Source organism: Streptomyces sp. NPDC046985 (assembly GCF_040644415.1).
GTDB lineage: Bacteria > Actinomycetota > Actinomycetes > Streptomycetales > Streptomycetaceae > Streptomyces.
Genome location: NZ_JBEYWK010000001.1, coordinates 477,638 through 502,129, shown reverse-complemented (window position 1 = coordinate 502,129; position 24,492 = coordinate 477,638). Strand labels below are relative to the sequence as shown.

The following is a 24,492-nucleotide window of genomic DNA, read 5'->3' as shown; positions in this document are numbered from 1 at the left end:
CGTCGCGCGCGTCACCAGTCGCCCACGGGCGGAGTCGCCGGCGGCGGCGCCGCCCACGGGCGCGCGGTCAGCGCCCACACGGTGAACGCCACGGCCGCCGCGCACACCAGCAGCCACAGCACGCGGCGGGCCAGCCTCCGGCGGCGCAGCACGCGGTCGCCGCGGCGCACCGCGGCGGCGTGCAGCTCCGGCGGGACCTGCGGCGGCGTCTGGTCCAGGACCCGCCGTACCGCCGCCTCGCGCTCCGTCCGGTTCATCCCCGCCTCCCCTCAGCGCGGCGCCGCGCCCCCGCTGCCTCCCCTGTTCCCGCGCGGGGCGGTGCGGCCGTCGGGCCGCCGACGGCCGCGGTCCGCCCGCGCGGGTGCGTGAGGGCGGCGGTCGCGCGGTCGCACAGGACGCGGACGCGCTCGGGAGGCAGATCGAGCAGGGCCGCGGTCTGCTCCTCGGCGACGCCCTCGTACAACCGGAGCACGAGGACCAGGCGCTCACGCGGGCTGAGGGCGGCCAGGACGCCGGACGGCGCCGGCCGGGCGCGGCCCAGGACGCCGACCGGGCGCCATGACCCGCGGTCGAAGCGCCCGGCCAGCCTGCGGCGGGCGTAGGCGTAGGGGTCCTCGCCGTGCAGCCGGTCCCAGTGCGCGTACGTGTGCGCGAGGGCCTCGGTCAGCAGACGGCACGCGCGCGGGTTGTCGTCCGCGGCCTCCGCGGTGAGCAGGGTCGCGGCATGCAGCAGCCGCCCGGCCGCGCCCGCGACGAACGACTCGAACTCCCGGGCCCGGCGGGCGCCCCGAGACGCCTGCCGTTCGCGCACCGCGCCTCCCGTCGGCGGCGGACCTGTGGAGACCTCCCGTGGAGCCCGGAGGCCGGCGGTCTCTCAGGAACCGGAGACCAGAGGAATCTCGGGAACCGGAGAGATCAGGGGATTCTCAGAAGCCCGAGAGCCCAGCGGAATCTCAGGAACCGGAGAGATCGGAGGAGTCGGAGGCGGCGTCGCCCGTCTCGGCCGCCGGGGCGCCCCCAGACGCCTGGCGGGCGGACAGCGCGTGGTTGAAGCGGGTCAGCAGCGAGCAGAAGGCCTCACGCTCCTGGGGCGCCCAGTCCTCGGTCAACTCCGCCATGAGCTGGCGCCGCGACGAGCGCACCTCCTCCAGCCGCGCCAGGCCGCGCGGGGAGAGCTGGAGCACCACGGCCCGGCCGTCCTCGGGGTGCGAGGTGCGCTTGACGAGGCCGGTGTCCACGAGCGGCGCCACCTGCCGGGTGACGGTGGAGGAGTCGATGCCCATGCTCGCGGCGAGCGCCTTGACGCCCATTGGACCCTCCCGGTCCAGCCGGTGAAGCAGCAGGTACGCGGCACGGTCCATCGAGTTGCGCACCTGCCCGACCCCGCCGAGCCGGGTCTGTTCCGCCCGCCGGGCGAACAGGGCGACCTCGTGCTGAAGGCTCTCAAGGAGGCCGGCGTCACCGGCGGTCGTCATGTCCATCGACATATCAGGCGTTGTGGGCATGGCCGGAGGCTCACTTCTGACGGGCTGCTGGGTTGGGGGACAGGGTACGCGGCCCCGGGTCGGACCGTACCAGCGCTGCGCAAACCGGTCCCCAAGGGTCCGTCGCAGCCGCCCGTCGCGCCCGTGAACTGCGAGACTGGAGGTATGAGCTTCGGCACGTCTGTCTCCTGCCCGCCCGTCACCCTCGACGACGTGCGGGGGGCCCGGAAGATGCTCTCCGGGGTGGCGCGGATGACCGCGATGGAGAGCAGCAGGCATCTGTCCCAGCTTTCCGGCACGCCGGTGCACCTCAAGTGCGAGAACCTTCAGCGGACCGGCTCCTTCAAGCTGCGCGGCGCCTATGTGCGGATCGCCGGACTGCTGCCCGAGCAGCGCGCCGCCGGCGTGGTCGCCGCGAGCGCCGGCAACCACGCGCAGGGCGTCGCCCTCGCGTCGTCGCTGCTCGGAGTGCGGGCCACGGTGTTCATGCCCAAGGGCGCCCCGCTGCCGAAGGTCAGCGCGACCCAGGACTACGGCGCCGAGGTGCGCCTGCACGGCCAGGTGGTCGACGAGACGTTGTGGGCGGCCCAGCGGTACGCGGCCGAGACCGGCGCGGTGTTCATCCACCCCTTCGACCACGCCGACGTCATCGCGGGCCAGGGCACCGTCGGCCTGGAGATCCTGGAGCAGTGCCCCGAGGTGCGCACGATCGTCGTCGGCATCGGCGGCGGCGGTCTGGCGGCCGGCATCGCCGTCGCGGTGAAGTCGCTGCGGCCGGACGTGCGGATCGTCGGGGTGCAGGCGGCGGGCTCGGCGGCGTATCCGCCCTCGCTGGCGGCCGGGCGCCCGGTGGCGATCGAGAACCCGGTGACGATGGCCGACGGCATCCGGGTGGGACGGCCCGGCGACGTGCCGTTCAGGATCGTCGAGGAACTGGTCGACGAAGTGCGCACGGTCGGCGAGGACGAGTTGGCCGCGGCGCTGCTGCTGTGCATGGAGCGGGCCAAGCTGGTGGTCGAGCCGGCCGGGGCGATCTCGGTCGCCGCGCTGCTCGGCGAGCGGGAACGGCTCGCGGGCCCGGTGGTGGCGGTGCTGTCCGGCGGCAACGTCGACCCGGTGCTGCTCCAGCGCGTGCTGCGGCACGGCATGGCGGCGCAGGGCCGCTACCTCGCCGTGCGGCTGCGGCTGCGGGACCGGCCCGGGGCGCTGGCCACGCTGCTCGGCGTGCTGTCGGCGGTCGACGCCAACGTCCTCGACGTGAGCCACGTGCGCACCGATCCCCGGATCGGACTGAGCGAGGCGGAGGTGGAGCTGCACCTGGAGACGAAGGGCCCGGCCCACTGCGCCGAGGTCGGCCAGGCGCTGCGCGAGTCCGGATACACGGTCATCGACGGCTGACGACGGCTGACGACGGCCGAGGGTCAGCCGCGGCGCTACCTGACCTGACCGGGCCAGACCCGACGAGACCAGACCGGGCCGGGGGGCGTCTCCTCGCGCGCTCCCCGCCCTCCATCCCGCCCCCGTCACTCGTTCGGGGAAATCCGTCGACGGACGCGATACATCGCGTTACTGTTCTGCTCGTGCCGCTGGTCGGCGCGGTCGGCCTTCACCGCATGGGGAAAATCCCGGCGGAGCGAGGGCGGCTGAATCTAGGCTTTCCCGACGATCCCCGACGACGTGGAGATGCATATGCCAGGCGCCATCTATGCCGAAGGTCTGGTCAAGACCTTCGGCGACGTACGAGCTCTGGACGGCGTCGACCTCGATGTCCCCGAGGGCACGGTGCTGGGACTGCTCGGGCCGAACGGGGCGGGCAAGACCACCGCCGTCCGCTGTCTGACCACCCTGCTGCGTCCCGACAGCGGCAGTGCGGTCGTCGCGGGCGTCGACGTGCTGCGGCATCCCGACGCGGTGCGCCGCTTGATCGGCCTCTCGGGCCAGTTCGCCGCGGTGGACGAGTACCTGACCGGCCGCGAGAACCTCCAGATGGTCGGCCGTCTCTACCAGATGCGCGCGCGGCAGGCCAAGGAGCGCGCCCAGGAGCTGCTGGAGCAGTTCGGGCTCGCCGACGCCGCCGACCGGCCCGCCAAGACGTACTCCGGCGGCATGCGGCGCCGGCTCGACCTGGCGGCGGCGCTCGTCGTCTCCCCGCCGGTGATGTTCATGGACGAGCCGACGACCGGCCTCGACCCGCGCAACCGCCAGCAGTTGTGGGAGGTCATCAAACAACTGGTCTCCGGCGGTACGACGCTGCTGCTGACCACGCAGTATCTGGAGGAGGCCGACCACCTCGCGCACGAGATAGCGGTGGTCGACCACGGCCGCGTCATCGCCCGCGGCACCTCCGACCAGCTCAAGGCCCGCACCGGCGGCGAGCGCGTCGAGGTCGTGGTGCACAGCCGGGAGCGCATCGCCGACGCCGCCGCCCTCCTGGACCGGTTCGGCCCGCGCGGCGCCGACGCGGGCGACGCCGCGGTGGAGGAGCACACACGCAAGATCACCGTGCCCGTCACCGGCGGGGCTCGGCTCCTCGCGGAGATCATCCGCGAGCTGGACACCCGCGACATCGAGATCGACGACATCGGACTGCGCCGGCCGACCCTAGACGACGTGTTCCTCTCCCTGACCGGCCACGCGGCCGAGCCCGGCAGCGCGGAGAGCCGCGGGGAGACGGACGCGTCGAGCGACGAAGACCAGGACCGCGGCCGCGAGAAGGAGACCGTCAAGTGAGCGCAGCCCCCGACACCGCCCGCCCCGCCCTGCGCCCCGCCCCGGCTGGGAACGCGCTGACCCAGTCCGTCCGCGACTCCCTGGTCGTGGCCCAGCGCAACCTGATCCGCATGTCCCGGATACCCGAGGTGGTCATCTTCGGGCTCATCCAGCCGATCATGTTCGTGGTGCTGTTCACCTTCGTGTTCGGCGGCTCCATGCAGATCGGCGGCACCACCGACTCCGCCACCTACACGAACTTCCTGATGGCCGGCGTCTTCGCGCAGACCGTCACCTTCGCCACCGCAGGCGCCGGCGCGGGCATCGCCGACGACATGCACAAGGGCCTCATCGACCGGTTCCGCTCCCTGCCCATGGCCCGGGGCGCCGTGCTGACCGGACGGACCTTCGCCGACCTGGTGCAGACGGCGCTGACCATGGTCGTCCTCGCCGGCGTCGCCCTGCTGGTCGGCTGGCGGGTCGGCTCCGACGGCGACACGAGCGCGGGACGGGTGCTGGCCGCCTTCGCCCTGCTGCTCCTGCTCGGTTACGCGTTCACCTGGATCGGCGCGCTCATCGGCCTGTCGGTGCGCTCGCCCGAGGCGGCCACGTCCGGGGGACTGGTGTGGCTGTTCCCGGTGACCTTCATCTCCAACGCGTTCGTGGACTCCAGCAGGATGACGCCCTGGCTGCGGCACATAGCGGAGTGGAATCCGTTCAGCGCCACCGTCCAGGCGTGCCGGGTGCTCTTCGGCAACCCGGGCCAGTCGCAGTCCGACGCCTGGCCCATGCAGCACCCGGTGTGGGCGTCGCTGATCTACTCGGCGCTGATCATCCTGGTCTTCCGCACCCTGGCCGTCCGGAAGTACCGCTCGGCGACCGCGTGAGCGCCGGCCCCGGTGCGGACGCGGCGAGGCCCCCGGAGCACCGTCAGGGGCGCCGGGGGCCTCGCCGCAGAAGAGAGAAGGGGGGTCAGCCGTTGTAGGGCTCGGCCTTCAGGATCTTCACCGAGGTCTTCTTGCCGTTGGGCAGCTCGTACTCCGCGTCCTCGCCGACCTTGTGGCCGATCACCGCGGAGCCCAGCGGGGACTGCGGCGAGTAGGTCTCGATGTCGGAGCTGGCGTACTCGCGCGAGGCCAGCAGGAAGGCCAGCGTGTCGTCCTCGTCGCCGTCGAAGGCGATCGTGACGACCATGCCGGGCGCTACCGCGCCGTCCGTGGAGGTCGGCGCCTCGCCGACCTGGGCGTTCTCCAGGAGCTGGGTCAGTTGGCGGACGCGCAGCTCCTGCTTGCCCTGCTCTTCCTTGGCCGCGTGGTACCCGCCGTTCTCACGCAGGTCGCCCTCCTCGCGCGCGGCCGCGATCTTGGCGGCGATCTCCGTGCGCGCGGGACCAGTAAGCTGCGCAAGCTCGTCCTTGAGCTTGTTGTACGCCTCCTGGGTCAGCCAGGTGACGTTCTCGCTGGTCTGGGTCACAGGTGCTCCTCGTCGGTACTGGGAAGACAAAGCATCGCCCTGCCCAGAAGAATGTTCCCTCACGGAAGGGCGAAACCACGAGCCTAACGCTTGGGGCCGCAAAGGGGGAGGACATAAGCCATCACCTTCACGTCAGCGCAGGTCACGTCGGGCGTATTCCAGGCGGATCAGGGGCGGTCCGGGGCGTCAGCCGGCCTGGCAGCCCAGCAGCTCGCCCGTCGTCCCCCGGGCCGTCGTGCGCAGCGTGAGGATCTTGTCGACCTGCGTCGCCCGCTGGTCGAAGCGGAAGTCGGCCCGGCCCACCTCGTCGCCGTTCGCCGCCTGGGAGCGCAGCGTGCAGTAGCCGTGCGCGTCGGCGTCCTTGTGGACCTCGAGGTGGATGCGCACCGCGTGGTCGGAGGTCTGGAACGAGACGACCTGGGCGCTGATCTCGACCCGGCCCACGTAGTAGTAGGCGAAGTAGCCGATCAGGGCGAGCAGCGCGGCGCCCAGCACGGCGCCCAGCGTCTTGAGCTTGCGATCGGCGTGCTCGTCCGAGGAGCGGCCGTAGCGGCCCTCGGGCGGCCGGATGCTCGCCGTGCTCATGATCGTCCTCTCGGCCGGTGCGGGACGAGCGTCCCGCGGGGGGCTCCCGGAGCCGGGCCCCGGAATTTTTCGCCCCCCGGTTCGGTCACTATAGAAGCCCCGGCCCCCCGGCTCGGCCGCCGCCCCGGACCGACCGACCGTGCGGCGCCCGCCGGCCGCCCGACACAGGCCCGCCGACACCGGGCACCGACTTGACCTTGAGGATTGAGCCTTGACTGAACAGCTACGACTGATGGCTGTGCACGCGCACCCCGACGACGAGTCGAGCAAGGGCGCGGCCACCATGGCGAAGTACGTGTCCGAGGGGGTGGACGTGCTGGTGGTGACCTGCACGGGCGGAGAGCGCGGCTCCATCCTCAACCCCAAGCTCCAGGGCGACGCCTACATCGAGGAGCACATCCACGAGGTGCGCCAGAAGGAGATGGACGAGGCCCGGGAGATCCTGGGCGTCAAGCAGGAGTGGCTGGGCTTCGTCGACTCCGGCCTGCCCGAGGGCGACCCGCTGCCGCCGCTGCCCGACGGCTGCTTCGCCCTGGAGGACGTCGACAAGGCGGCCGGCGAGCTGGTCCGCAAGATCCGCGCCTTCCGCCCGCAGGTGATCACCACCTACGACGAGAACGGCGGGTACCCGCACCCCGACCACATCATGACCCACAAGATCTCCATGGTGGCGTTCGAGGGCGCCGCGGACGCCGAGAAGTACCCGGAGGAGGAGTACGGCCCGGCGCACCGGCCGGTCAAGCTGTACTACAACCAGGGCTTCAACCGCCCGCGCACCGAGGCGCTGCACAAGGCCCTGCTGGACCGCTCCCTGGAGTCGCCCTACGGGGAGTGGCTGAAGCGCTGGGACGCGTCGGGCCACAGGGACCGCACCCTCACCACGCACGTCCCCTGTGCCGACTTCTTCGAGATCCGCGACAAGGCGCTGATCGCCCACGCCACGCAGATCGACCCCGACGGCGGCTGGTTCCACGTGCCGATGACGGTCCAGAAGGAGGTCTGGCCGACGGAGGAGTACGAGCTGGCGAAGTCGCTCGTGGACACGTCGCTCCCCGAGGACGACCTCTTTGCGGGCGTCCGGCACTCCTGAGGGACAATGCCTGACATGAGCGCAAGCGCGAGCCTCGTCACGACGCATCTGGTCACTCTGGCCGAGTTCGACAAGAACAAGGTCACCCCCGGCGTCCTCGGTTTCATCGTCTTCGCGGCGATGGCCCTGGCCGTGTGGGGCCTGATGAAGTCCATGAACCGCCATATGGGCCGGGTCGATTTCAAGGACGTCCCGAGGGCCGGGGCGAAGACGTCCGGCCACGACGGTCCGGACGACGGGGAGAACCGGCCCTCCCGAGGCTGACGACAGAGCGGCCGGCCGCCCCGGGCAGCCGGCCGTGCCCTACTTGCCCCCGGGTAAACGGCTGTACGCCCTGCATGCCCCGGGGCTGTCGGTCATACGCCCTGCGTGTCCCCGGGCAGTCGGCCAAACCCTGCGCCGGGCGGTCGGTCATACCCTGCGCCGGGCAGTCGGTCATACCCTGCGCCGGGCGGTCGGCCGTACTCCCTTCGGGTGACCGGCCGTACTCCGTCCCCGGGCGCCTCGGCAGCCCCCGGAAAGCGGCCGGGCCGTGCTCGCCCCGCCTCCGCGACGGCGCGGCCCTCGGCGTGCCGTCATCGGCGGGGCGCCGCGGGGTCAGCCGCCCCGCTACCGCCGTCGGCCCGCCCCGCTCCCTTCGTACTCGCGCTCGTGCTCGGGCTCCTCTTCGTCCTCGTCCTCGTCCTCGTAGTCCCCGTAGTCCTCGTACTCCTCGTCGTCTTCGCGGTCTTCGTCCCCCTCGTCTCCTTCGTCCTCTTCCTCCTCGCCCTCGGGCTCCTCCTCGTCCTCGAACTCTTCTTCGTTCTCAGGCCCTTCGGTCTCCTCGCCCTCGCCCTCGCCCTCTCGCTCGCGCTCGTTCTCCTCTTCCTCCAGCGCCTCCTCGTGGCTGCGCACCACCTCGCCGTCGCGGATCTCGCCGCGCCAGCCTTCGGGGGCCTCGTCGGAGAGGGTGACGTAGCGCTGGAAGTTCTTGGCGTCGAGCCGCAGGCGGCGGCCCTGCGCGCGCCAGATGTTGCCGGTCTTCTCGAAGAAGCCGGAGGGGTAGTACTCGACGACGATGGCGATGTGCGTGAGCGTGGGAGTCACCTCGTGGAAGCTGATGCAGCCTCGGGTGGTGCCCTTGGCGCCCTCGGAGGTCCACATGATGCGCTCGTCCGGGACCTGCTCCTGCACCGTGGCCTTCCAGGACCGCGAAGAGGGCCCCACCTTCAACTTCCAGTCGCTGTTGGTCTCGTTCTCCTGCGAGACGCTGCGCACGCCCTTGGTGAAGGAGCTGAACTTCGCGTACTGGGTCCAGTGGTCGTAGGCGACGCGGAGGGGCACGCCGACGTCGAGGTGCTCGATGATGTTGATGACCTTGGACTGGCCGGACTTGCGTCCCTTGCCGCCGAAGAGGCTCTTCGCCTTATCGACCACGCTGTCCTTGATGTCCTTCGTCTTCGTGCCGATGAGGGCCTTGACGGGTGACTCCCCTTTCAGGACGCGGGCGCCGACCTTGCCGAGCATGCCGTCGTTCTCCGCGACGTCGATCAACTGGCCGGTGAGACCCTCGACTTTGTCGCCTGCGAGGCTCGCGAGATGTCCCGCCTGCGCGCCGAGGAAACTGACGAGTTCGGCGCGCAGTCGGTCCAGGCCGCTCGCTCCGTCTTGCGTGGTCGTGGTGTCCGGCTTCGCCATGGTCTACCTCCGGCGCCCCGGCGCCTTCTTGGCCGCGGTCTTCTTCGCGGCGGTCTTCTTGGCGGCGGGCTTGTCGGTCGTGCCCCGCGGGGCCTGCGCGGTCTTCTTGGCCGCGGTCTTCTTCGCCGGTGCGGCGGTCTTCTTCGCGGGACTCCTCCGTGCGGACGGCGCCTGCTTCTGGGCCGCCGCCTTCTTCCCCGGCGGGGGCCTCTCGGCGCTCTTCTCGGCCTGCGCCTCGCGTCCGGACCGGGCCGCCTTCCGGCGCCGCCTCGGACGCTCCTCCTCGGGCTCCTCTTCCTCCTCGGGCTCTTCCTCCTCCGGCTCGCCCTCTTCTTCCTCCTCGCCTTCCGGTTCCTCTCCCTCTTCCTCCTCGCCTTCCGGCTCTTCTTCGTCCTCCTCGAACTCCTCGTCTTCCTCGAACTCCTCTTCCTCGGGCTCCTCTTCCTCCTCGTCATGCGCCTCCCGGTCCTCGGGCTCCTCCTCGAACTCCTCCTCGCCTTCCTCTGTTTCCTCCCCTTCCTCCTCGGGCGGGTGCTCCTCCTCCTCGGCCTTGTCCTCGCCGCCCCTCCTGAGCCGGGTGGTCCTGCTGTGCAAGGCGTCCGCGAGGTCGGACAGTTTGCGGTCGGCCGCCGCGGCGGCGGCCCTGCGGCCCGCGTCCTTGAGTCCGCCGCGCACCTGCTCGCCGAGTTCGGCGACCTGGGGGATCTCCTGGACCTTCTTCAGTCCTTCGGTCAGGAGTTGCTGGGGGTCGAGGCCGGAACGGCGACCCGCGAGATAGGTGGCGACCCCGAGGGCCATGCGTCCCTTCTTCGCGCGGCCGAGCGCATAGCCGCCGGCGACCGCGGCGGCGAGGGCGACCTTCGTCGACTGGTTCATCGCTGCTCTCTCCGGCAAGCCGGTGCGCGGACGCCATAGCGATGCGCGGACGTCGAACCGGCGCGCGGACGTACCCGCGGCGCGCTTCGCCGACAGTCCTTCGCGGCTCGCCTGTTCAGGTGTATATGCTGAAATAGTACGGTTAATGGACAGGGTAGCGCCGCTCCAGTGATGGAGTCAGAAACATGGCCACGACAAACGAAGCCGGCGCCGGAAGCGGCCGCCGGCCCTCGCGCCGCACGCACGACGCACCTCGCTCGCCCCGCGCCGACAAGGTCCGCGAGCCCGGCAGGCGCTCTGCCGCCTGGGCCATGAAATCCGCCGCAGGGCAACTGGAAGAACTGCTCGGCCGCGCCCCCGAGGCCGTGACGGCGGTCCGGCCGACCGAGGAGGGCTGGGAGGCGGACGTCGAGGTGGTGGAACTGGAGCGGGTCCCCGAGACCACCAGCGTGCTGGGCACCTACCACGTCAGCCTGGACGCCGACGGCGCCCTGCTGTCGTACGAGCGCACCGGCCGCCACACGCGCGGGCAGATCGACCAGCGCGGCTGACCGGCGCCACGGCGAGCGGCCGGTCCGCGGCAGGCGACTGGCCCGCACCAGGCAACTTAACTGCACCAAGGCGAAGGGAAACGCCATGACCGTGGTGCCGCAGAGCGGAGGAGGCGGCGTCTCGCGCGGAAGCTCGGGAAGCCTCTACGACGTTCTCGATCTGATCCTCGACCGCGGCCTCGTCATCGACGTCTTCGTGCGCGTGTCCCTCGTCGGCATCGAGATACTCAAGATCGACGCCCGGATCGTCGTGGCCAGCGTGGACACCTACCTCCGCTTCGCCGAGGCGTGCAACCGCCTCGACCTGGAGTCGGGGAGCAAACGGCCCTCGCAGCTCACCGACTTGGTCGGCGAGATCACCGAGAGCGGGGCCAAGGGCAAGTCCAAGGGCGTGCTGAGCGGCGCCGTCGAGTCCGTCAAGGAGTCGCTCACCGGCGGCCGTGACGAGGAGGACGACACCGAGGAGGAGTACGAGACCGACGGCTACCACGAGGAAGCCGAGTACGAGGAGGAGCACCGGCAGAAGCGCCGCCGGCCGGCCCGGAAGACGACGACCCGTCGGCCGAGGGAGTGACCATGGCCGTCTACGTCTACTCGGTGCTCTCCAAGGACCATCCGGCCCGCGTGGAGGGCTTGCAGGGGGTGGGGCGCTCCCCGGGTCCGCTGCGCACGGTCAGTGCGGGAACGCTGCACGCCGTGGTCGGCGACGCGCCCGAGGACCTGCGGCCCCGGCGCCGCGACGTCACCGCGCACCACGAGGTGCAGGAGCGGCTGATGGCCGACGGGACCGTCCTGCCGCTGCGCTTCGGGCTGACCGCCGAGGACGACGACGCGGTGCGCGCGGCCCTGGAAGTCCGCGCCGCCGCCCTCCGGGAGACGCTGCACCGGCTGGAGGGCGCCGTCGAGTACAACCTGAAGGCCGCCTGGGAGGAGGACGCGCTGCTGCACCGGATTCTGTCGGAATCGGACGAGGCGCGCGCCCTCAACGACGCGATCCGCGGCGGCGCCGCCTCCTCCGACACGCCCCTCGCGCTCGGCGAGTTGGTCGCGCGGGAGGTCGAGGCGCGGCAGCAGGCGCTGGCCGCCGGCATCGTCGAGGCCCTGCGCCCGTACGCCCGCGAGGAGAACCTCGCGGCGCCCGGCGGCCAGGACTTCCTGAACGTCTCGTTCCTGGTCGCGGACGACCAGGAGGAGATGTTCCTGGCCACGCAGACCAGCGTGGCGAACCAACTGCGCGAGGAGTGCGACGTGCGGCTGCGCGGACCGCTCCCCGCCTACAGCTTCGTCTGAGAGGCGCTGCTCATGGGTTTGCTGTCCGGCATCCTCACGCTGCCGCTCGCGCCGGTGCGCGGCGTGGGCTGGGTCGTCGACCGGGTGGTCGAGGCCGCCGAGCGCGAGTACTACGACCCCGAGCCCGTCGAACGCGAGCTGGCGGCGCTGGAGAAGGCGCTGCTGGAGGGCCGTATCGACCAGGAGACCTTCGACGAGCGCGAGGACCTGCTCCTCGACCGCCTGGAGGAGATCGCGGCCCACCGGCGCGGCGGACCGGACCGGTGAGGGGAAGCGAGGAGCCATCGTGACGGAGCCTCCCGACCGGTACGGCGCCCCGTCCCGCGCGGCGTCGCCCTACGGCTACGGCCAGAACTCCAGCGCGAACCTGGCCGACATCCTGGAACGCGTGCTGGACAAGGGGATCGTCATCGCGGGGGACATCCGCATCAACCTCCTCGACATCGAGCTGCTCACCATCAAGCTGCGGCTCATCGTCGCCTCCGTGGACAAGGCGCGGGAGATGGGCATCGACTGGTGGGAGCACGATCCGGCGCTCTCCTCCCGCGCCGACGACCATGCGCTGGCCGAGGAGAACCGGCGCCTGCACGCCGAGATCGAGGCGCTGCGGGAGGAACGGGAGCTGCCGGCCCGGTCGGCGCGCCCGCCGGCCGCACGGCGCCGCGCCGCGCGCCCCGCCGCCGAACGCCGCCGAAGCCGGACGGACAGCCGGACGGACAGCCGGACGGAGAGCCGTACCGACGATGACTGAGCAGGTCGCCTACGCCTACGCCGTGCTGGCCGACGCGCCAGGCGTCGCCGCGGCGCTCGACGCGGTACGCGGCGTGGCGGAGGCGCCGGTGCACCTGGTGGCGCGGTCTCCCGGCGGCGCGCTCTCCGCGGCCGTCAGCCCGGCGCCGGCCGACGAGTTCCAGGAGGACGCCCTGCGGCGCCGACTGGAGGACCTGAACTGGCTGGAAGCCGTCGCCCGCGCCCACCACACCGTGGTCGAGGCGCTCGCCGCGCACACCACCGTGCTGCCGCTGCGGCTGGCCACCGTCTACCGCGACGACGAGCGGGTCCGGGCGATGCTGCGCGCCGACGCGGAGATGTTCGGGCAGGCGCTGCGGCGACTGGCGGGGCACGTCGAATGGGGCGTCAAGATCTACCTGGAGGCGCAGCCGGAGACGACCGCCGCCGCGCCGGACCCGGCGGCCGGGCTCGGGGCGGGGCGCGCCTACCTGCGCGACCGTCGCGTCCAGCGGCAGGCGCGCGAGGAGTCCTACCGCGCCGCCCGGCAGGCCGCGCGGCGCGTCGAGGAGATCGGGCAGGCCGCGGCGTCCGGCCGCGCCCGGCACCGGGCCCAGCAGGGCGAACTCGCCGCCGGCGCCGGGGAGAACATCGTCAACGACGCCTACCTGGTGACGCGCGAGACGGCGGAGCAGTTCCGTGCGCAGATCCTGGAGGCCGCCCGCGGGCTGCCCGGCGTGCGGATCGACGTCACCGGGCCCTGGGCGCCGTACTCCTTCGCCGCCCCGCCGGGCGCGCCCGGCCAGGCGCCGTGAACGGCGGGGCGGCGACGTCCGGTGCGGCGCCGCTGGCGCAGCGCCAAGTCGCCCTCGTCGACCTGCTGGACCGCCTGCTGAGCGGCGGCGTCGTGCTCACCGGCGACGTGGTGCTGTCGATCGCGGGCATCGACCTGGTGCGGATATCGCTGCGCGCGCTGATCGTCTCCGTCAGCGAGCAGACCCCCTCACCGTGGGACAGCGCGCGGGAACGCCCCGAGGAGGCGCCGTGACGGGCGAGGGCGAGGTCGAGCGGGCCGGGACGGGTGACGGCGCGTGGACCGGGAGGGGCGAGAGCGCGGGGGCCGGGACGGGCGGGGGTGAGCGGGTCGGGCCGGGCGAGGCTGCGTGGGCCGGGGCGCCCGACCGGCTCGGGGAGGTCGCCGCCGCGGCCGCGCGGGCCTTCCGGCTGCTGCCGGCCGCGCCGCAGGACGTCGCCCCGTCCGAAGGCCACGGCCCGCCGCGTCCCGCGCGCCGGATCAGCGCCGACCCCGACACGGTGGAGCGCGACCTCGTCAGACTCGTCCTCACCCTGGTCGAACTGCTCCGGCAGCTCATGGAGCGGCAGGCGCTGCACCGAGCCGACCAGGGCGATCTCACCGAGGACGAGGAAGAGCGGCTGGGCGCCACCCTGATGATCCTGCACGACCGGATGAACGATCTCTGCGCCCGCTACGGCCTCACCCTGGCCGATCTCAACCTGGACCTCGGCCCGCTCGGCACCCTGCTGCCCACCGACGAACCGGAACCGCCGCCGTGGTCCGGCGATCCGTGACCCCGCGCACCGGCGGCACGGTCGCGCACGTCCGCGTACGCACGAAGGACGCGATTCGAGACAGACCGAGACCGCCCGAGACAGCCCGAGGCGGCACGGCCGGAACCGGAGGACGGTTCATCCGCGTACCGGGGCGACCTCCACGCCCATCACCTCCCGCGCGTGCCGGTCGGGCACGACGCCCAGGCGCCAGCCCTGCCAGCCCGCCTCCAGGCTCACGCCGCGCTCCAGCACGAGCTGGAAGGCGCCCACGTAGTCGTCCAGCCTGCCGTCCCGCAGCGCGTGTCCGCCCTGGGCCAGGGCCGACAGCTCCTGCTCGGCGACCGCCGTGCCGACCTCGACCCCGCCGGGGGCCGCGTACGGCAGCAGGGTGCAGCGCAGGAAGCGGGCCCAGTCCTCGCCCCGGCGGTCGCCGTAGGAGACGAACAGGGCCAGCGCCTCGTCGCACAGGGCCAGCGCCTGCGGGATACGGGCGTTGCCCGCGTCCACCACGGCCAGCTCCAGGCAGGTCCACGCCTCGCCGTGGGCGACGCCGATGCGCTGGAAGTCGGCGCGGGCGTCGGCCAGCAGTTGGCGGGCGAAGCCGGAGTTGCGCAGCGAGCCGGTCTGGGCCGCCCGCTGGTCGCGGGTCAGCCGCGCCGAGTGGTGGCGAGCGCAGGCCAGGCCGTAGACGTCGCGCATCCGGGAGAACATCGTGCGCGCCCGCTCCAGCTCCCGCAGGGCCTGGTCCAGGTCGCCGGCCTCCTCCAGCGCCTGGCCCAGGTAGTACAGCGTCCACGCCTCGCCGCGGGCGTCCTCGTTGTCGCGGTGCCGGGCCACCGCCCGCCGCAGCTCGTCCACCGCCTGTGCGCCGTCGCCGGCCACCAGCCCGGCCCGCGCGAGCTGGGTCAGCGCCCACGCCTCGCCGCGGGCGTCCTGGGTGCGGCCGTAGCGGTCCAGCGCCTGCCGCAGGTGCTCCCGCGCGGACTCGGGCGCGCCTTGCCGCAGCGCGAGCTGGCCGAGCTGGAAGTGCGCCCACGCCTCGCCGTGCACCGAGCCGCCCTCCCGGTGCAGCGCCAGCGACCGCGTCAGCAGGTCCAGCGCCGGGGCGAGGTTCCCGCGGTCGCGTTCCACCGCCGCCAGCGCGTGCATCGTCCAGGCCCGGTCGGCCGCCAGCTCGGGCGCCGCCTGGAGCTCCAACGCCTCCCGGAGCCGGGCCGCGGCCTCCGTCAGACTGCCCTGGTGGTGCAGGGTGATCCCCAGGGAGTTCAGCGCCCGGCCCACGCCCGCGTCGTGACGGGCCTCCCGGTACAGGTCCACCACGGAGGTCAGCGTGGTGCGCGCCCGGTCCAGCTCGCCGAGCTGACGGGCCGCGATGCCGGTGCGCCACTGCACCGAGCGCACCAGCAGCCCCTGGTCCACCGCCTGCGTCAGCTCGCTGATCTCGCCCAGCCGGTACAGGTCGCCGCGCAGCAGGCAGTAGTCGCACAGCGCGCCCAGCAGGTTCAGCACGGCCGCCTGGTCCACGCCCTCCGCGTGCCGCAGGGCCGCCGTGATGAAGCTCGACTCGTCGTCCAGCCAGCGCAGCGCCTCGTCCAGCGAGGTGAACCCGTGCGGGCTGAAGCGGTCGGAGCGGGTCGAGTTGTTGCCGTCGACGAGCCGCAGCACCGAGTCGGCCAGCTCGGCGTAGTTCCCGATCAGCCGCTCCTGCGCCGCGGTCCGCTCGGCCGGCTCCTCCTCGTCGAGCAGGCGGGCGTGCGCGAAGGCGCGCACCAGGTCGTGCAGCCGGTAGCGGCTGCCGCGCACGTGGTCGATGAGGCCCGACCGGGCCAGGGCCGCGAGCTGGCGGGCCGCCTCCGCCTCGTCGGCGCCGAGCAGCGCGGCGGCCGCCGCGGCCCCGAGCGAGGCACGCCCCGCCAGGGCGAGCCGTCGCAGCAGCCGCCGCCCGGTCTCCGGCTGGTCGGTGTAGCGCAGCCACAGCACGCGTTCCACCGGCTCCACCGGCCCGTACGCCTCCAGGTCCGCGGCCAGCCGGCGGGGCGAGCGCGGACCGAGGGACGAGCCCGCGACGCGCAGGGCCAGCGGCAGGCCGCCGCACAGCCGGCCGATCCGCTCGGCGGACTCCGCGTCGTAGGGCTCCGAGGCGTCCTGCGCCGCCGCGCTCAGCAGTTCCTCCGCGCCCGCCTCGTCCAGGGCCCGGACCGGAAGCTGGTGCACCCGGGCCGGCAGGTCGCCGGGCAGCGGCAGCGCGGTGCGGGCGGTGACCAGGACCAGGCTGTCGGAGCGCTCGGGGACCAGGGCGCGGACCTGCTCGGCGTCCGAGGCGTCGTCGAGCACGATCGTCACCGGCAGTCCGGTCAGATGCTGGTCGTACAGCTCGCCCAGCCGCTTGACCTGCTGGCCTGCGGAGGAACGGTCGCGGAAGAGCAGTTGCTCGCGGGGCGCCCCGAGCCGGTTCAGCAGGTGCAGCAGCGCCTCGCGCGTGGTCAGCGGCGCCTCGTCCGCGCTGTCGCCGCGCAGGTCGACGACGACCGCCCCGCGGAACTGGTCCTTCAGATCGTGCGCCGCGCGGACGGCGAGAGCGGAGCGGCCGGAGCCCTGCGGGCCGTGCAGCACCACGACCGTCGGCTGGGTCTCGCTGCCTGCGCGGGCCGCCTGCACCCACTGCCGGATCAGCGCCATCTCCTGCCGTCGCCCCGCGAACACCCCGGTCGGCTCGGGCAGTTGCCCGAAGGACTGCTCCAGCACGCTGCGCCTGCGGGCCGCCGCGCTCTTGTCCGTGCCGCGCAGCCGCGGCGCCGTCCGCTTCGGGCCGGTGGCGGCGCTGAGCACCCGCTGCTGGTCGAGGAAGGGGCGGATCCCGCGCACCTCCAGGGCGGTGAGCCACTGGAGCCGCACCTGCTCGGGGCCGCCGGGCTGCCCGGCGGCCCCGGCGCGGTGGTGGGCCGCGGGCAGATGGGCCGCGGCCGCTTTGGCGACGGTGGCCGCCGCGCCGGCCGCGCCCGCGACCGCACCGGCCCCCAGGGCGGTACCGGCCCCGGCGCCGAGGGCCGCGTCGGCGGCGGCCGCGGCGAGCGCGGCGACGGCCACGGCCAGCAGCGCGGTCGCGGCGCCCTGCCGCGCGTAGCGCTGACCGAAGGTGAGCTGACCGGCGCCCGCCTCGTCCAGCGCCCGGACGTAGGCCGCGTACTCCTCGGCCGCCGGCTGCGCCAGGGCGTCCAGCTCGGCGCGGGCGCGGGCCAGCAGCACGGCCCCGTCGACCCGGCCGCCCGAGCGGCGTACCTCCTCCTCGACGGCCCGCGCCAGCAGCCGTTCGGCCTCCGCCCGATGAGCGTCCCGCATCTACCGTCCCCCTCCGGCGTCAATTCCCCTTCGTTCAAGTGTCCTTCGCGCCGACCGTGAGCGCGAGAGGGCGGCGATCACGGGACTCCGGCGGTGTCTGCCCGGCCTGTGCCGCGGTCAGTCCTCTGACGCGTCGGCGCGTCGATGAGATGCGTTCGGGGGCGCGGGCCCGCTCACGGCGCCGGGGCGGATCAGAGGTTCTCGGGGATCTGGATCTTCAGCGACTTGTCGGCCTCGGCGCGGTCGATACGGGAGTTGTACGCGGTGAGGAGTTCGCGCAGACGGTCGCGCACGCCGCTCTTGGAGAAGCCGCCGGCCTCCTCGACGCCGGTCCCGACGAAGTCCTCGACGGACTGGATCGCCACCCGCTCGCCCAGGTCGGCGTTGGCGGCGAGCTGGACGGCGGCGGCCACCCGGTCCTCGGGGACCAGCACGCGGGGGCGGTAGCCCTGGCGGAGGTTGTCGGCGCAGCGTTCGGCGAAGACCTTCTCGCCGGGGGACACCGTGACGTGGATGGCGGTGTCGGCGATCTGGTAGTCGCCCGCGCGCCCGGTCTGCACGTCGGCGGTGGTGTAGCTCTCGACGTTGACGTCCTGGTCCGGGAAACGGAGCGTGAGGGCCGCGCCGACGAGGTGCTGGGCGAGGGCGCCCGCGGTGTTGCCGCCGCGCTGCCGCCCGGCCGCGATCAGCGCGGCCACGGCGGTGCGCACGGGGTGGTCGGGGTCGATGTCGGCCTCGATGCGCTTGCGCCCGAAGTAGTCCTCCTGGATCCGGCGCACGAACCACGCCTGGAGGAGCGCGGCGAGTGCGGTGCGCTGGAGGCCGGTGAGGTCGCTCAACCCGGCTTCCTCGCCCGCGGAGTTGAAGAGGTCGGCCAGCGCGTGGGCGTGGTCGAGGGTGGCCCGAGAGGTGCGTCCGCCCTCGCTGGTGAACTTGCGCTCCTCGCCGTGCTGCGCGAGCAGCCGCTGCGCCCGGCTCCCGCTGGCGGTCTTCACCTGGGAGCGGGTGCAGTAGTGGTGCTGTTCGAGGGGGTAGTGCGCGGCGAGGAACTCCGTCATGTACAGGCCGGCGCACATGACGTTGGAGTTCACGGTGCCCTTGGCGTCCCGCAGCTCCTCGTACCAGGCGCCGAGGGCCGCGCAGAGCGCCGTCGCCGCCTCCGCCGGTGCTCCGGCTATGTCCGCTTCGAAGGTGACCATCGATTCTCCTCACGGCGGGGGGAAGGGCGGGGCCGATCTGCCGAGGCGGCCGGTTCGTCGGGGCGGCTGGCCGACGGGGCGGCTGGTCCGACGGGGGCGGTCCGGCGAGAGCGGCCGGACCGTCAGGAGGAGGCGGCGGCCTGCTGGAACGGGATCGGGCCGCGGTGGAGCGCGCCGCTCAGCAGCGGCTGGAGGTAGTGGCGGGCGAGCCAGGCCACGGCGTCCACGCAGACCGCGTCCCCGAAGCCCATGATCGCCTGGTTGCGCTTCGGCGGCAGGACGTATCCAGGGGCGCCCATCAGCTTGGCGTACTCGCGGGCCGTCATCCAGCGCACGCGCAGCGGCTCGCCCTTCTGCATGCGCACGACGGCCTGCTTGGAGGAGCCGCCGCGGGCGGTGCGCAGGCAGCCGGCGACGTCGTCGGCGCGGATCTCCCAGGCGGGCACGCCGCCCCGGGTGCGGCGGTAGGCGGTGCGGTAGGACGGCTCGGGCTCACGGCCGAGCTGTTCGACGCGCGCTCTGTTGAGGCCCGACAACTGGCCCTCGAAGGCGGCGACGCGCTGCGCGTCCCACCACTCGACGTACGGATCGCCGTCGTCGTCGACCAGGTCCGTCCAGCCGGCGCCGCGCAGGGCGGGGGGCTCGGGGAGCAGGGTGCGGTGGGTGTCGACGCTCTCGTCGTCGAGCGCGAGGTCCAGCCAGGAGGGGCGCAGCGCGGTGCCGCGCCGCTCGTCGGCGTGCGGCTTGGGCAGGCGGCTGGCGACGACGAACAGGCGCGGACGGGACTGCGGCAGGAAGCGCCGGGCGTCCAGGGTGACCACGTCGGCCCAGTAGCCCAGCGTGTTCAGCCGTGCGATGGCGGCCTTCATGTCGGCGCCGCGGTGACTGGTGGCGAAGCCGTTGACGTTCTCCAGGGCGATCACGGCGGGCGTCTCGCCGTCGCGCTCGCCCATGGCGGCCACCACGTCGGTGAAGTTCCAGAACGTGCTGGAGTGCACTCCGGCCAGGCCCGAGCGGCCGCCCGCCAGGGAGAGGTCGGTGCACGGGAAGGAGGCCCAGGCCAGGGAGACCCCGTGCGGGGCGAGGGGGGAGCGGATGTCGTCGGCGATCTCGCGGATGTCGCGCAGGACGTAGTGGTCCTCGGCGTCGGCGAAATGCCTCTTGTACATGTCGTGCTTCTGGTCGTCCAGATCGTTGGCCCAGGTGACCTTGAAGCCGGTCCCGCCGCTCTCCAGTCCCAGCCGGGCGAGGCCGATCCCGGCGAAGAACTCGGCGACCGTGAATTCGGCCTGGCCGGCAACCGGACCGGCGGCGTCAGGGGCGGAGGCGAGGGCTACAGTCACGCGGTAGATGGTACGGGAGGGCGCCGACAGCCCTCCCGAGAGCGGAGAGACGCGGACGGCGGCCCGCGCCTACGATGCGGGAGAGGCGGGACGGGCGTCCCGCAGGTGACGGGGCTCACGTGGGCGAGCGCGACCGCAGATGGGAACGCCGAGCGCCCGACGCACGCACGGCCGCACGGGCCGCACCAGCCGCCCGATACGCCTGGAGTGCCGAAAGCGGCGAGACCCGCGAGAGCGGCGAGCGGACGCGGGGAACGAGAGCGGCGAGCAGACGCAGGGAAGGGGACGCGGAGGTGCCGACGGAGCCCGACCGGGACGCGACGAGCACGGAGACCGGGAAGACGGCGAGGGCCGCGGCGACGGTGAGGGCCGCTGCGACCGCGGAGACCGGGAAGACCGCGAGGGCCGCAGAGACGGTGAGAGCCGCGGCGACCGCGGAGACCGCGGCGGCACAGCCGGGGCAGTCATGGGCCTCGTCCGACGCCGTGCGCGCGAGCATGCGGGCGAACAAGAGCCGGGACACCGGGCCGGAACTGGCGCTGCGCCGCGCGGTGCACGCGCGCGGCCTTCGCTACCGGGTGGCCGCCCGTCCGCTCAGGGAGCTGCGGCGCACCGCGGATCTGGTGTTCACGAAGGTCAGGGTCGCGGTCTTCCTGGACGGCTGCTTCTGGCACGGCTGCCCCGAGCACCACACCGTCGCGGTGCGCAACGGGGCGTACTGGGCCTCGAAGGTGGAGCGCAACCGGACGCGGGACGCCGACACGGACCGCAGGCTGACCGAGGCCGGCTGGACGGTGGTCCGGATCTGGGAGCACGAGGACCCGCTCGAAGCGGCGAGCCGAGTGGAGCGGGCGGTGGCCGAGGCCCGTCGCGCCGCGCAACGGCCGCCCGACGCCGAGAGCGACTGACCGACGGTTCCGGCCGGGGCGACGCGAGCGCCCCGCCCCGCCCCACCCTCACCCCCGTCCCCGCCCCGCTCGGCGGCCCTGTTCGGCGACTTCGGCGGCGAGCGGCGCCGTGCGCCCCGCTGCTCGAACCGCTGGCGCCGGGCGCCTTCCCCACCGCCCTCGCCGAGAGCCCCGAGCCCGTCGCACCGCGGGCGATGACCGGCGGCGCCGGAACTCCCGCCCGCTCAGGGCAGGAAAGGTAATTCGTCGCGGAAGAGACGGCGGATTGCTGTGAGTTGTCTCTCCACTCGATCGGGTGATGTGACCCATCCGCACCCGCGTGGGCTACGGATTCCCCGCGTGAGGACAGCAGAGGGGAACCCGCGAGCCCGGTCGCTCCCGCCGCACCCGCGCCGGGTGCGCCGCGGTGGCCGCCGGGCCGACGCGGTGTCCGTCGGCGGATCGCTGTGCCTCTCCGAAGACAACTGCATGGTTGAACAGGAGAATTCCATGAACACTCGTCTGCGTCGTACTGCCGGTGTCTTCACCGTCGCCGCTGTGCTGCCCCTGGCGCTGAGCGCCTGCTCCAGCAGCGACTCCGGCAAGTCGGACTCCTCGGGCAAGCCGTCGGCCTCCGCCACGGCGAGCAGCGACGACATGGGCGGCGCCAGCAGCAGCGCGAGCAGCAGCATGGACCAGCCGTTCGGCCCGGCCTGTTCGGCCGTGCCCACGAGCGGCTCCGGCTCCTTCGACGGCATGTCCAAGGACCCGGTGGCCACCGCCGCCTCCCACAACCCGGCGCTGTCCACGCTGGTGACGGCCGTGAAGAAGGCCGGCCTGGTCGACACGCTCAACAACGCCCAGAACATCACGGTGTTCGCGCCGACCAACGACGCCTTCGCCAAGATCCCGAAGGCGACCCTGGACAAGGTCCTCAACGACAAGGCCATGCTCACCAAGATCCTCACCTACCACGTGGTGGGCAAGAAGCTGACGCCGATGGACCTCCAGAACGGCTCTTTCGACACGCTGGAGAAGTCGAAGGTCATGACGTCGGGCTCGGGCGAGTCCTACACCGTCAACGGCAACGCCAAGGTGGTCTGCGGCAACGTCAAGACCGCCAACGCCAACGTCTACATCATCGACTCGGTGCTGATGCCCAAGGGCTGACCCGGTACGGGCGGACGACAGCCGCGCCCGGTCGCCCGGAGGGGGAGCGACCGGACGCGGCCTGTCGGCGTGCGCGCCGCGTCTGCCGCTCCAGAAGCGGCGGATGCGGCGCGCGGCGCCCGCCCTGCCGTCGTCGGCCAGGGCGATCCGGGACGGCCCCGGCGCCGGACCGCGGTGAGGGTGCGGTCCGGCGCCGGGGCTCAGCGGTCGAGCAGGGTGTCGATCTCGCGCAGGTCCCCGGCGCTGAGCGGCGCCTTGCCGAGCGCCGCGGCGTTCTCCTCGACCTGCGCGACGGTGCGGAAGCCGGGGATGGGGACGGTATGGGGGCTGCGGGCCCAGATCCACGCCAGGGCGCCCTGGACCAGGGAGCGGCCGCCCGAGGTCAGGATCTCGCGGACCGCCTCGCGGCGCTTGAGCCACTCCTCGGCGGGAGCGCCGTCGGCGAAGTACCGCATCCACGGCGGCGCTTCGTCGCCCCGCACGTCGTCCTGGCCGATGCGGGTGCCGCCGGTGTACTTGTCGCTGAGCAGGCCCATGGCGAGCGGGCTGCGGTTCACGCTCGCCCAGTTCCGCTCGGCCACCAGGTCCAGCATCGCCGGCGCGTCGTTCAGCACGTTCAACTCATGCTGCACGGCCGCGAAATGCGGTCCGGCCAGGGCCGGGGGAAGGGCCGGGTCGTCGGTGCTCCACCCGTAGAAGCGGATCTTGCCCGCCGCGACCAGGTCCTCCAGCGCGGCCTGGGCCTGTTCCGCCTGCTCGGGCGAGGCGCCGCCCAGGTGCCACTGGTAGAGGTCGACGCGGTCGGTGCCGAGCCGGGTCAGCGACGCCTCGACGGCGCTCCGCACCTGGGCGGGCGACGGGTCCTCGCCGGTGATCTGCCGGGTGTCCTCGTCGAAGACGTTGCCCCACTTGGTGGCGAGGAACGCCTCGTCGCGCCGTCCTGCGAGGGCCGCGCCCAGGACGCGCTCGCTGTGCCCGGCGCCGTAGACGTCGGAGGTGTCGAAGAAGCGGACGCCGAGGTCGAGGGCGCGCCGTACGGCCCGGGTGGACTCGGCGTCGTCGACCTCGCCCCAGCCGACCGGGGTGTCTCCGGCCCAGAACGGGCCGCCGATCGCCCAGCACCCCATGCCCAGGGGCGGGATGCCGGTGTCGCCGATCATGCGGTGCGCTTGCGTCATCTTGGCTCCAAACAACGTGGGACGACCTGCGGGGGCCGTCGGCGCGGCCCAACGGTCCGCCGCTGGGCGCAGGGTGAGAGTGGCCGCCCGGCGCCGGCTGCGATCGGCACGGGACAGGGCATGACGGGCTGTCGGATGAGTGTGGCGGGCTGGTGGGCAGCGAAGCACGGTCGGCGCCGTGCCCGCAACACGGCATGGAGGCGTGTGCCGGACGGGGGCTGCTATCGGCCACCGCCGAGAGGCCGCCGGGCCCGGCGATCACCCCCTCGGCGCGCCGCCCGCACCTGCGCGTCGCCGGTCACCTCGCGCCCGCCAGGCTCGGCGCGAGGCCGCGGGAGGCCACGAATCCGGTCAGCCACTCGCTGAAGGCGGGACCCAGCTCCGGGTGCTCGCACGCGAGTTGCACCACCGAGCGCAGATAGTCGTGGCGGTCGCCGGTGTCGTAGCGGCGTCCGGTGAAGACCACGCCGTGCACCGAGCCCTCGGCGGCCAGGACTTGCAGGGCGTCGGTCAACTGGATCTCGCCGCCGTGGCCGGGACCGAGCCCCTCCAGGACGCCGAACACCTCGGGCTGGAGCACGTAACGGCCGATCACCGCGAAGTCGCTGGGCTGGGCGCCGGGCGGCGGCTTCTCCACCAGTCCGGTGACGCGCACGACGTCGCCGCCGTCGGCGGCGGTGATCCTGGCGCAGCCGTACAGGTGCGTCTGGGACGGGTCGACCTCCATCAGGGCGATCACGCTGCCGCCGACGGCCTGTTGCACGGCGAGCATGCGGTGCAGCAGGGAGTCGCGGGGGTCGATGAGATCGTCGCCGAGGAGCACTGCGAACGGCTCGTCCCCGATGTGGGAACGGGCGCACAGCACCGCGTGGCCGAGGCCGCGGGGCTCCTTCTGCCGGACGTAGTGGAGCGTGCCGAGTTCGCTGCTGGCGCGGACCTTGGCGAGTCTGGAGCGGTCGCCGCGCTGGGCGAGGACGGACTCCAACTCGACGTTGTGGTCGAAGTGGTCCTCCAAGGAGTGCTTGTTGCGTCCGGCGATCATCAGCACGTCGGTCAGGCCCGCGGCGGCGGCCTCCTCGACGACGTACTGGATGGCCGGCTTGTCGACGACCGGCAGCATCTCCTTCGGCGTGGACTTGGTCATCGGCAGGAACCGGGTGCCGAGTCCGGCGGCGGGGACGACGGCCTTGGTGACGACGGGACGGGGGGCCATGCGCGACATGCGTACCTCTCTCAGGGCGAGGCGCGAGGGGCGGCGGGCGAGGCGCCGGGGAGCAGACGGCGGGCGGGAGGACAGGGACGGGGTGGGGTGGCGTGCGACGGAGCGGACGGAGGCGTAG

At 73.2% G+C, this 24,492-nt stretch carries 27 protein-coding genes; 15 read left to right on the top strand and 12 right to left on the bottom strand.

Annotated elements, in window-relative coordinates; all coding sequences use genetic code 11:
* Nucleotides 1–11: 11 nt before the first annotated feature.
* The 3 genes from ABZ861_RS02180 to ABZ861_RS02170 all read right to left on the bottom strand — a co-directional run bounded on the left by ABZ861_RS02180 (nt 12) and on the right by ABZ861_RS02170 (nt 1,481).
* Entirely contained in the window at nt 12–257 is a 246-nt protein-coding gene (locus ABZ861_RS02180) for a hypothetical protein (RefSeq protein WP_361622146.1), read from the bottom strand.
* Nucleotides 254–811, bottom strand: a complete 558-nt coding sequence (locus tag ABZ861_RS02175; RefSeq protein WP_361622143.1) for a sigma factor-like helix-turn-helix DNA-binding protein — start codon at nt 809–811, stop codon at nt 254–256. Before ABZ861_RS02175 ends, ABZ861_RS02180 begins: the two co-directional genes overlap by 4 nt.
* A 142-nt stretch (nt 812–953) precedes the next feature.
* A complete protein-coding gene (locus ABZ861_RS02170) occupies nt 954–1,481 on the bottom strand; it encodes a MarR family transcriptional regulator (protein ID WP_361622140.1) in 528 nt (175 codons plus the stop codon).
* A 168-nt stretch (nt 1,482–1,649) separates the two neighbouring features.
* Here ABZ861_RS02170 and ilvA point away from each other — a divergent pair, with 168 nt between their 5' ends.
* The 3 genes from ilvA (at nt 1,650) to ABZ861_RS02155 (ending at nt 5,080) form a co-directional block, all read left to right on the top strand.
* On the top strand, nt 1,650–2,882 hold the full coding sequence (gene ilvA / locus ABZ861_RS02165) for a threonine ammonia-lyase (RefSeq protein ID WP_361622137.1): 1,233 nt from the start codon (nt 1,650–1,652) through the stop codon (nt 2,880–2,882).
* A 291-nt stretch (nt 2,883–3,173) separates the two neighbouring features.
* Entirely contained in the window at nt 3,174–4,214 is a 1,041-nt protein-coding gene (locus tag ABZ861_RS02160; RefSeq protein ID WP_361622134.1) for an ATP-binding cassette domain-containing protein, read from the top strand.
* A gap of 29 nt (nt 4,215–4,243) precedes the next feature.
* Nucleotides 4,244–5,080, top strand: coding sequence for an ABC transporter permease (locus ABZ861_RS02155; RefSeq protein WP_361622449.1), 837 nt, complete (start codon nt 4,244–4,246; stop codon nt 5,078–5,080).
* An 85-nt stretch (nt 5,081–5,165) separates the two neighbouring features.
* Here ABZ861_RS02155 and greA read toward each other — a convergent pair whose 3' ends face one another.
* Both greA and ABZ861_RS02145 read right to left on the bottom strand, forming a co-directional pair.
* Nucleotides 5,166–5,666 (bottom strand): transcription elongation factor GreA, encoded by a 501-nt coding sequence (gene greA / locus ABZ861_RS02150; RefSeq protein WP_361622131.1) that lies wholly within the window; start codon nt 5,664–5,666, stop codon nt 5,166–5,168.
* Nucleotides 5,667–5,852: 186 nt separating this feature from the next.
* Nucleotides 5,853–6,251, bottom strand: coding sequence for a DUF4307 domain-containing protein (locus ABZ861_RS02145; RefSeq protein ID WP_361622128.1), 399 nt, complete (start codon nt 6,249–6,251; stop codon nt 5,853–5,855).
* A 211-nt stretch (nt 6,252–6,462) separates the two neighbouring features.
* On the opposite strand from ABZ861_RS02145, the gene mca reads away from it, so the two are divergent.
* Together mca and ABZ861_RS02135 are read left to right on the top strand one after the other, a co-directional pair.
* Nucleotides 6,463–7,341 carry a mycothiol conjugate amidase Mca gene (gene mca, locus ABZ861_RS02140; protein WP_361622125.1) on the top strand — a complete coding sequence of 293 codons (879 nt, stop codon included), beginning with the start codon at nt 6,463–6,465 and terminating at the stop codon, nt 7,339–7,341.
* Between the two features lie 6 nt (nt 7,342–7,347).
* Complete coding sequence (locus tag ABZ861_RS02135) at nt 7,348–7,605, top strand: hypothetical protein (RefSeq protein WP_361622122.1); 258 nt, start codon at nt 7,348–7,350, stop codon at nt 7,603–7,605.
* A 345-nt stretch (nt 7,606–7,950) separates the two neighbouring features.
* Here ABZ861_RS02135 and ABZ861_RS02130 read toward each other — a convergent pair whose 3' ends face one another.
* Together ABZ861_RS02130 and ABZ861_RS02125 are read right to left on the bottom strand one after the other, a co-directional pair.
* The gene (locus ABZ861_RS02130; RefSeq protein WP_361622119.1) at nt 7,951–9,018 is read right to left on the bottom strand and encodes an SRPBCC family protein; all 1,068 of its coding nucleotides are present in this window, start codon (nt 9,016–9,018) and stop codon (nt 7,951–7,953) included.
* 3 nt (nt 9,019–9,021) lie between these two features.
* Entirely contained in the window at nt 9,022–9,894 is an 873-nt protein-coding gene (locus tag ABZ861_RS02125; protein WP_361622116.1) for a histone protein, read from the bottom strand.
* Nucleotides 9,895–10,079: 185 nt separating this feature from the next.
* Here ABZ861_RS02125 and ABZ861_RS02120 point away from each other — a divergent pair, with 185 nt between their 5' ends.
* The 8 genes from ABZ861_RS02120 (at nt 10,080) to ABZ861_RS02085 (ending at nt 14,054) form a co-directional block, all read left to right on the top strand.
* Nucleotides 10,080–10,445 carry a gas vesicle protein gene (locus ABZ861_RS02120; protein ID WP_361622113.1) on the top strand — a complete coding sequence of 122 codons (366 nt, stop codon included), beginning with the start codon at nt 10,080–10,082 and terminating at the stop codon, nt 10,443–10,445.
* Between the two features lie 85 nt (nt 10,446–10,530).
* Nucleotides 10,531–11,019: a gas vesicle protein GvpJ gene (gvpJ, locus tag ABZ861_RS02115; RefSeq protein ID WP_361622110.1), complete on the top strand. Its 489-nt coding sequence runs from the start codon at nt 10,531–10,533 to the stop codon at nt 11,017–11,019.
* A 2-nt stretch (nt 11,020–11,021) separates the two neighbouring features.
* Nucleotides 11,022–11,735 carry a GvpL/GvpF family gas vesicle protein gene (locus ABZ861_RS02110; RefSeq protein ID WP_361622107.1) on the top strand — a complete coding sequence of 238 codons (714 nt, stop codon included), beginning with the start codon at nt 11,022–11,024 and terminating at the stop codon, nt 11,733–11,735.
* Nucleotides 11,736–11,747: 12 nt separating this feature from the next.
* Nucleotides 11,748–12,002, top strand: coding sequence for a gas vesicle protein GvpG (locus ABZ861_RS02105; protein ID WP_361622104.1), 255 nt, complete (start codon nt 11,748–11,750; stop codon nt 12,000–12,002).
* 19 nt (nt 12,003–12,021) lie between these two features.
* Nucleotides 12,022–12,486, top strand: coding sequence for a gas vesicle protein (locus ABZ861_RS02100; protein WP_361622101.1), 465 nt, complete (start codon nt 12,022–12,024; stop codon nt 12,484–12,486).
* A complete protein-coding gene (locus tag ABZ861_RS02095) occupies nt 12,479–13,279 on the top strand; it encodes a GvpL/GvpF family gas vesicle protein (RefSeq protein WP_361622098.1) in 801 nt (266 codons plus the stop codon). Before ABZ861_RS02100 ends, ABZ861_RS02095 begins: the two co-directional genes overlap by 8 nt.
* On the top strand, nt 13,276–13,512 hold the full coding sequence (locus ABZ861_RS02090) for a gas vesicle protein (protein WP_361622095.1): 237 nt from the start codon (nt 13,276–13,278) through the stop codon (nt 13,510–13,512). The genes ABZ861_RS02095 and ABZ861_RS02090 overlap by 4 nt, the downstream gene beginning before the upstream one ends.
* A complete protein-coding gene (locus tag ABZ861_RS02085; protein ID WP_361622092.1) occupies nt 13,509–14,054 on the top strand; it encodes a gas vesicle protein K in 546 nt (181 codons plus the stop codon). The genes ABZ861_RS02090 and ABZ861_RS02085 overlap by 4 nt, the downstream gene beginning before the upstream one ends.
* A 117-nt stretch (nt 14,055–14,171) precedes the next feature.
* Here the strand turns inward: ABZ861_RS02085 and ABZ861_RS02080 are convergent, their stop codons facing one another.
* The 3 genes from ABZ861_RS02080 to dcm all read right to left on the bottom strand — a co-directional run bounded on the left by ABZ861_RS02080 (nt 14,172) and on the right by dcm (nt 19,917).
* Nucleotides 14,172–17,375 (bottom strand): tetratricopeptide repeat protein, encoded by a 3,204-nt coding sequence (locus ABZ861_RS02080; RefSeq protein WP_361622089.1) that lies wholly within the window; start codon nt 17,373–17,375, stop codon nt 14,172–14,174.
* A 191-nt stretch (nt 17,376–17,566) separates the two neighbouring features.
* Nucleotides 17,567–18,574: a DUF4928 family protein gene (locus tag ABZ861_RS02075; protein WP_361622086.1), complete on the bottom strand. Its 1,008-nt coding sequence runs from the start codon at nt 18,572–18,574 to the stop codon at nt 17,567–17,569.
* Between the two features lie 122 nt (nt 18,575–18,696).
* Complete coding sequence (gene dcm, locus ABZ861_RS02070) at nt 18,697–19,917, bottom strand: DNA (cytosine-5-)-methyltransferase (RefSeq protein WP_361622083.1); 1,221 nt, start codon at nt 19,915–19,917, stop codon at nt 18,697–18,699.
* A gap of 293 nt (nt 19,918–20,210) precedes the next feature.
* Here dcm and ABZ861_RS02065 point away from each other — a divergent pair, with 293 nt between their 5' ends.
* Nucleotides 20,211–20,825 carry a very short patch repair endonuclease gene (locus ABZ861_RS02065; protein WP_361622080.1) on the top strand — a complete coding sequence of 205 codons (615 nt, stop codon included), beginning with the start codon at nt 20,211–20,213 and terminating at the stop codon, nt 20,823–20,825.
* 489 nt (nt 20,826–21,314) lie between these two features.
* On the top strand, nt 21,315–21,974 hold the full coding sequence (locus ABZ861_RS02060; RefSeq protein WP_361622077.1) for a fasciclin domain-containing protein: 660 nt from the start codon (nt 21,315–21,317) through the stop codon (nt 21,972–21,974).
* Nucleotides 21,975–22,174: 200 nt separating this feature from the next.
* On the opposite strand, the gene ABZ861_RS02055 is transcribed toward ABZ861_RS02060, so the two are convergent.
* Both ABZ861_RS02055 and ABZ861_RS02050 read right to left on the bottom strand, forming a co-directional pair.
* Nucleotides 22,175–23,152 carry an aldo/keto reductase gene (locus tag ABZ861_RS02055; protein WP_361622074.1) on the bottom strand — a complete coding sequence of 326 codons (978 nt, stop codon included), beginning with the start codon at nt 23,150–23,152 and terminating at the stop codon, nt 22,175–22,177.
* A gap of 298 nt (nt 23,153–23,450) precedes the next feature.
* Nucleotides 23,451–24,374, bottom strand: coding sequence for a UTP--glucose-1-phosphate uridylyltransferase (locus tag ABZ861_RS02050; RefSeq protein WP_361622071.1), 924 nt, complete (start codon nt 24,372–24,374; stop codon nt 23,451–23,453).
* Between the last annotated feature and the right edge of the window lie 118 nt (nt 24,375–24,492).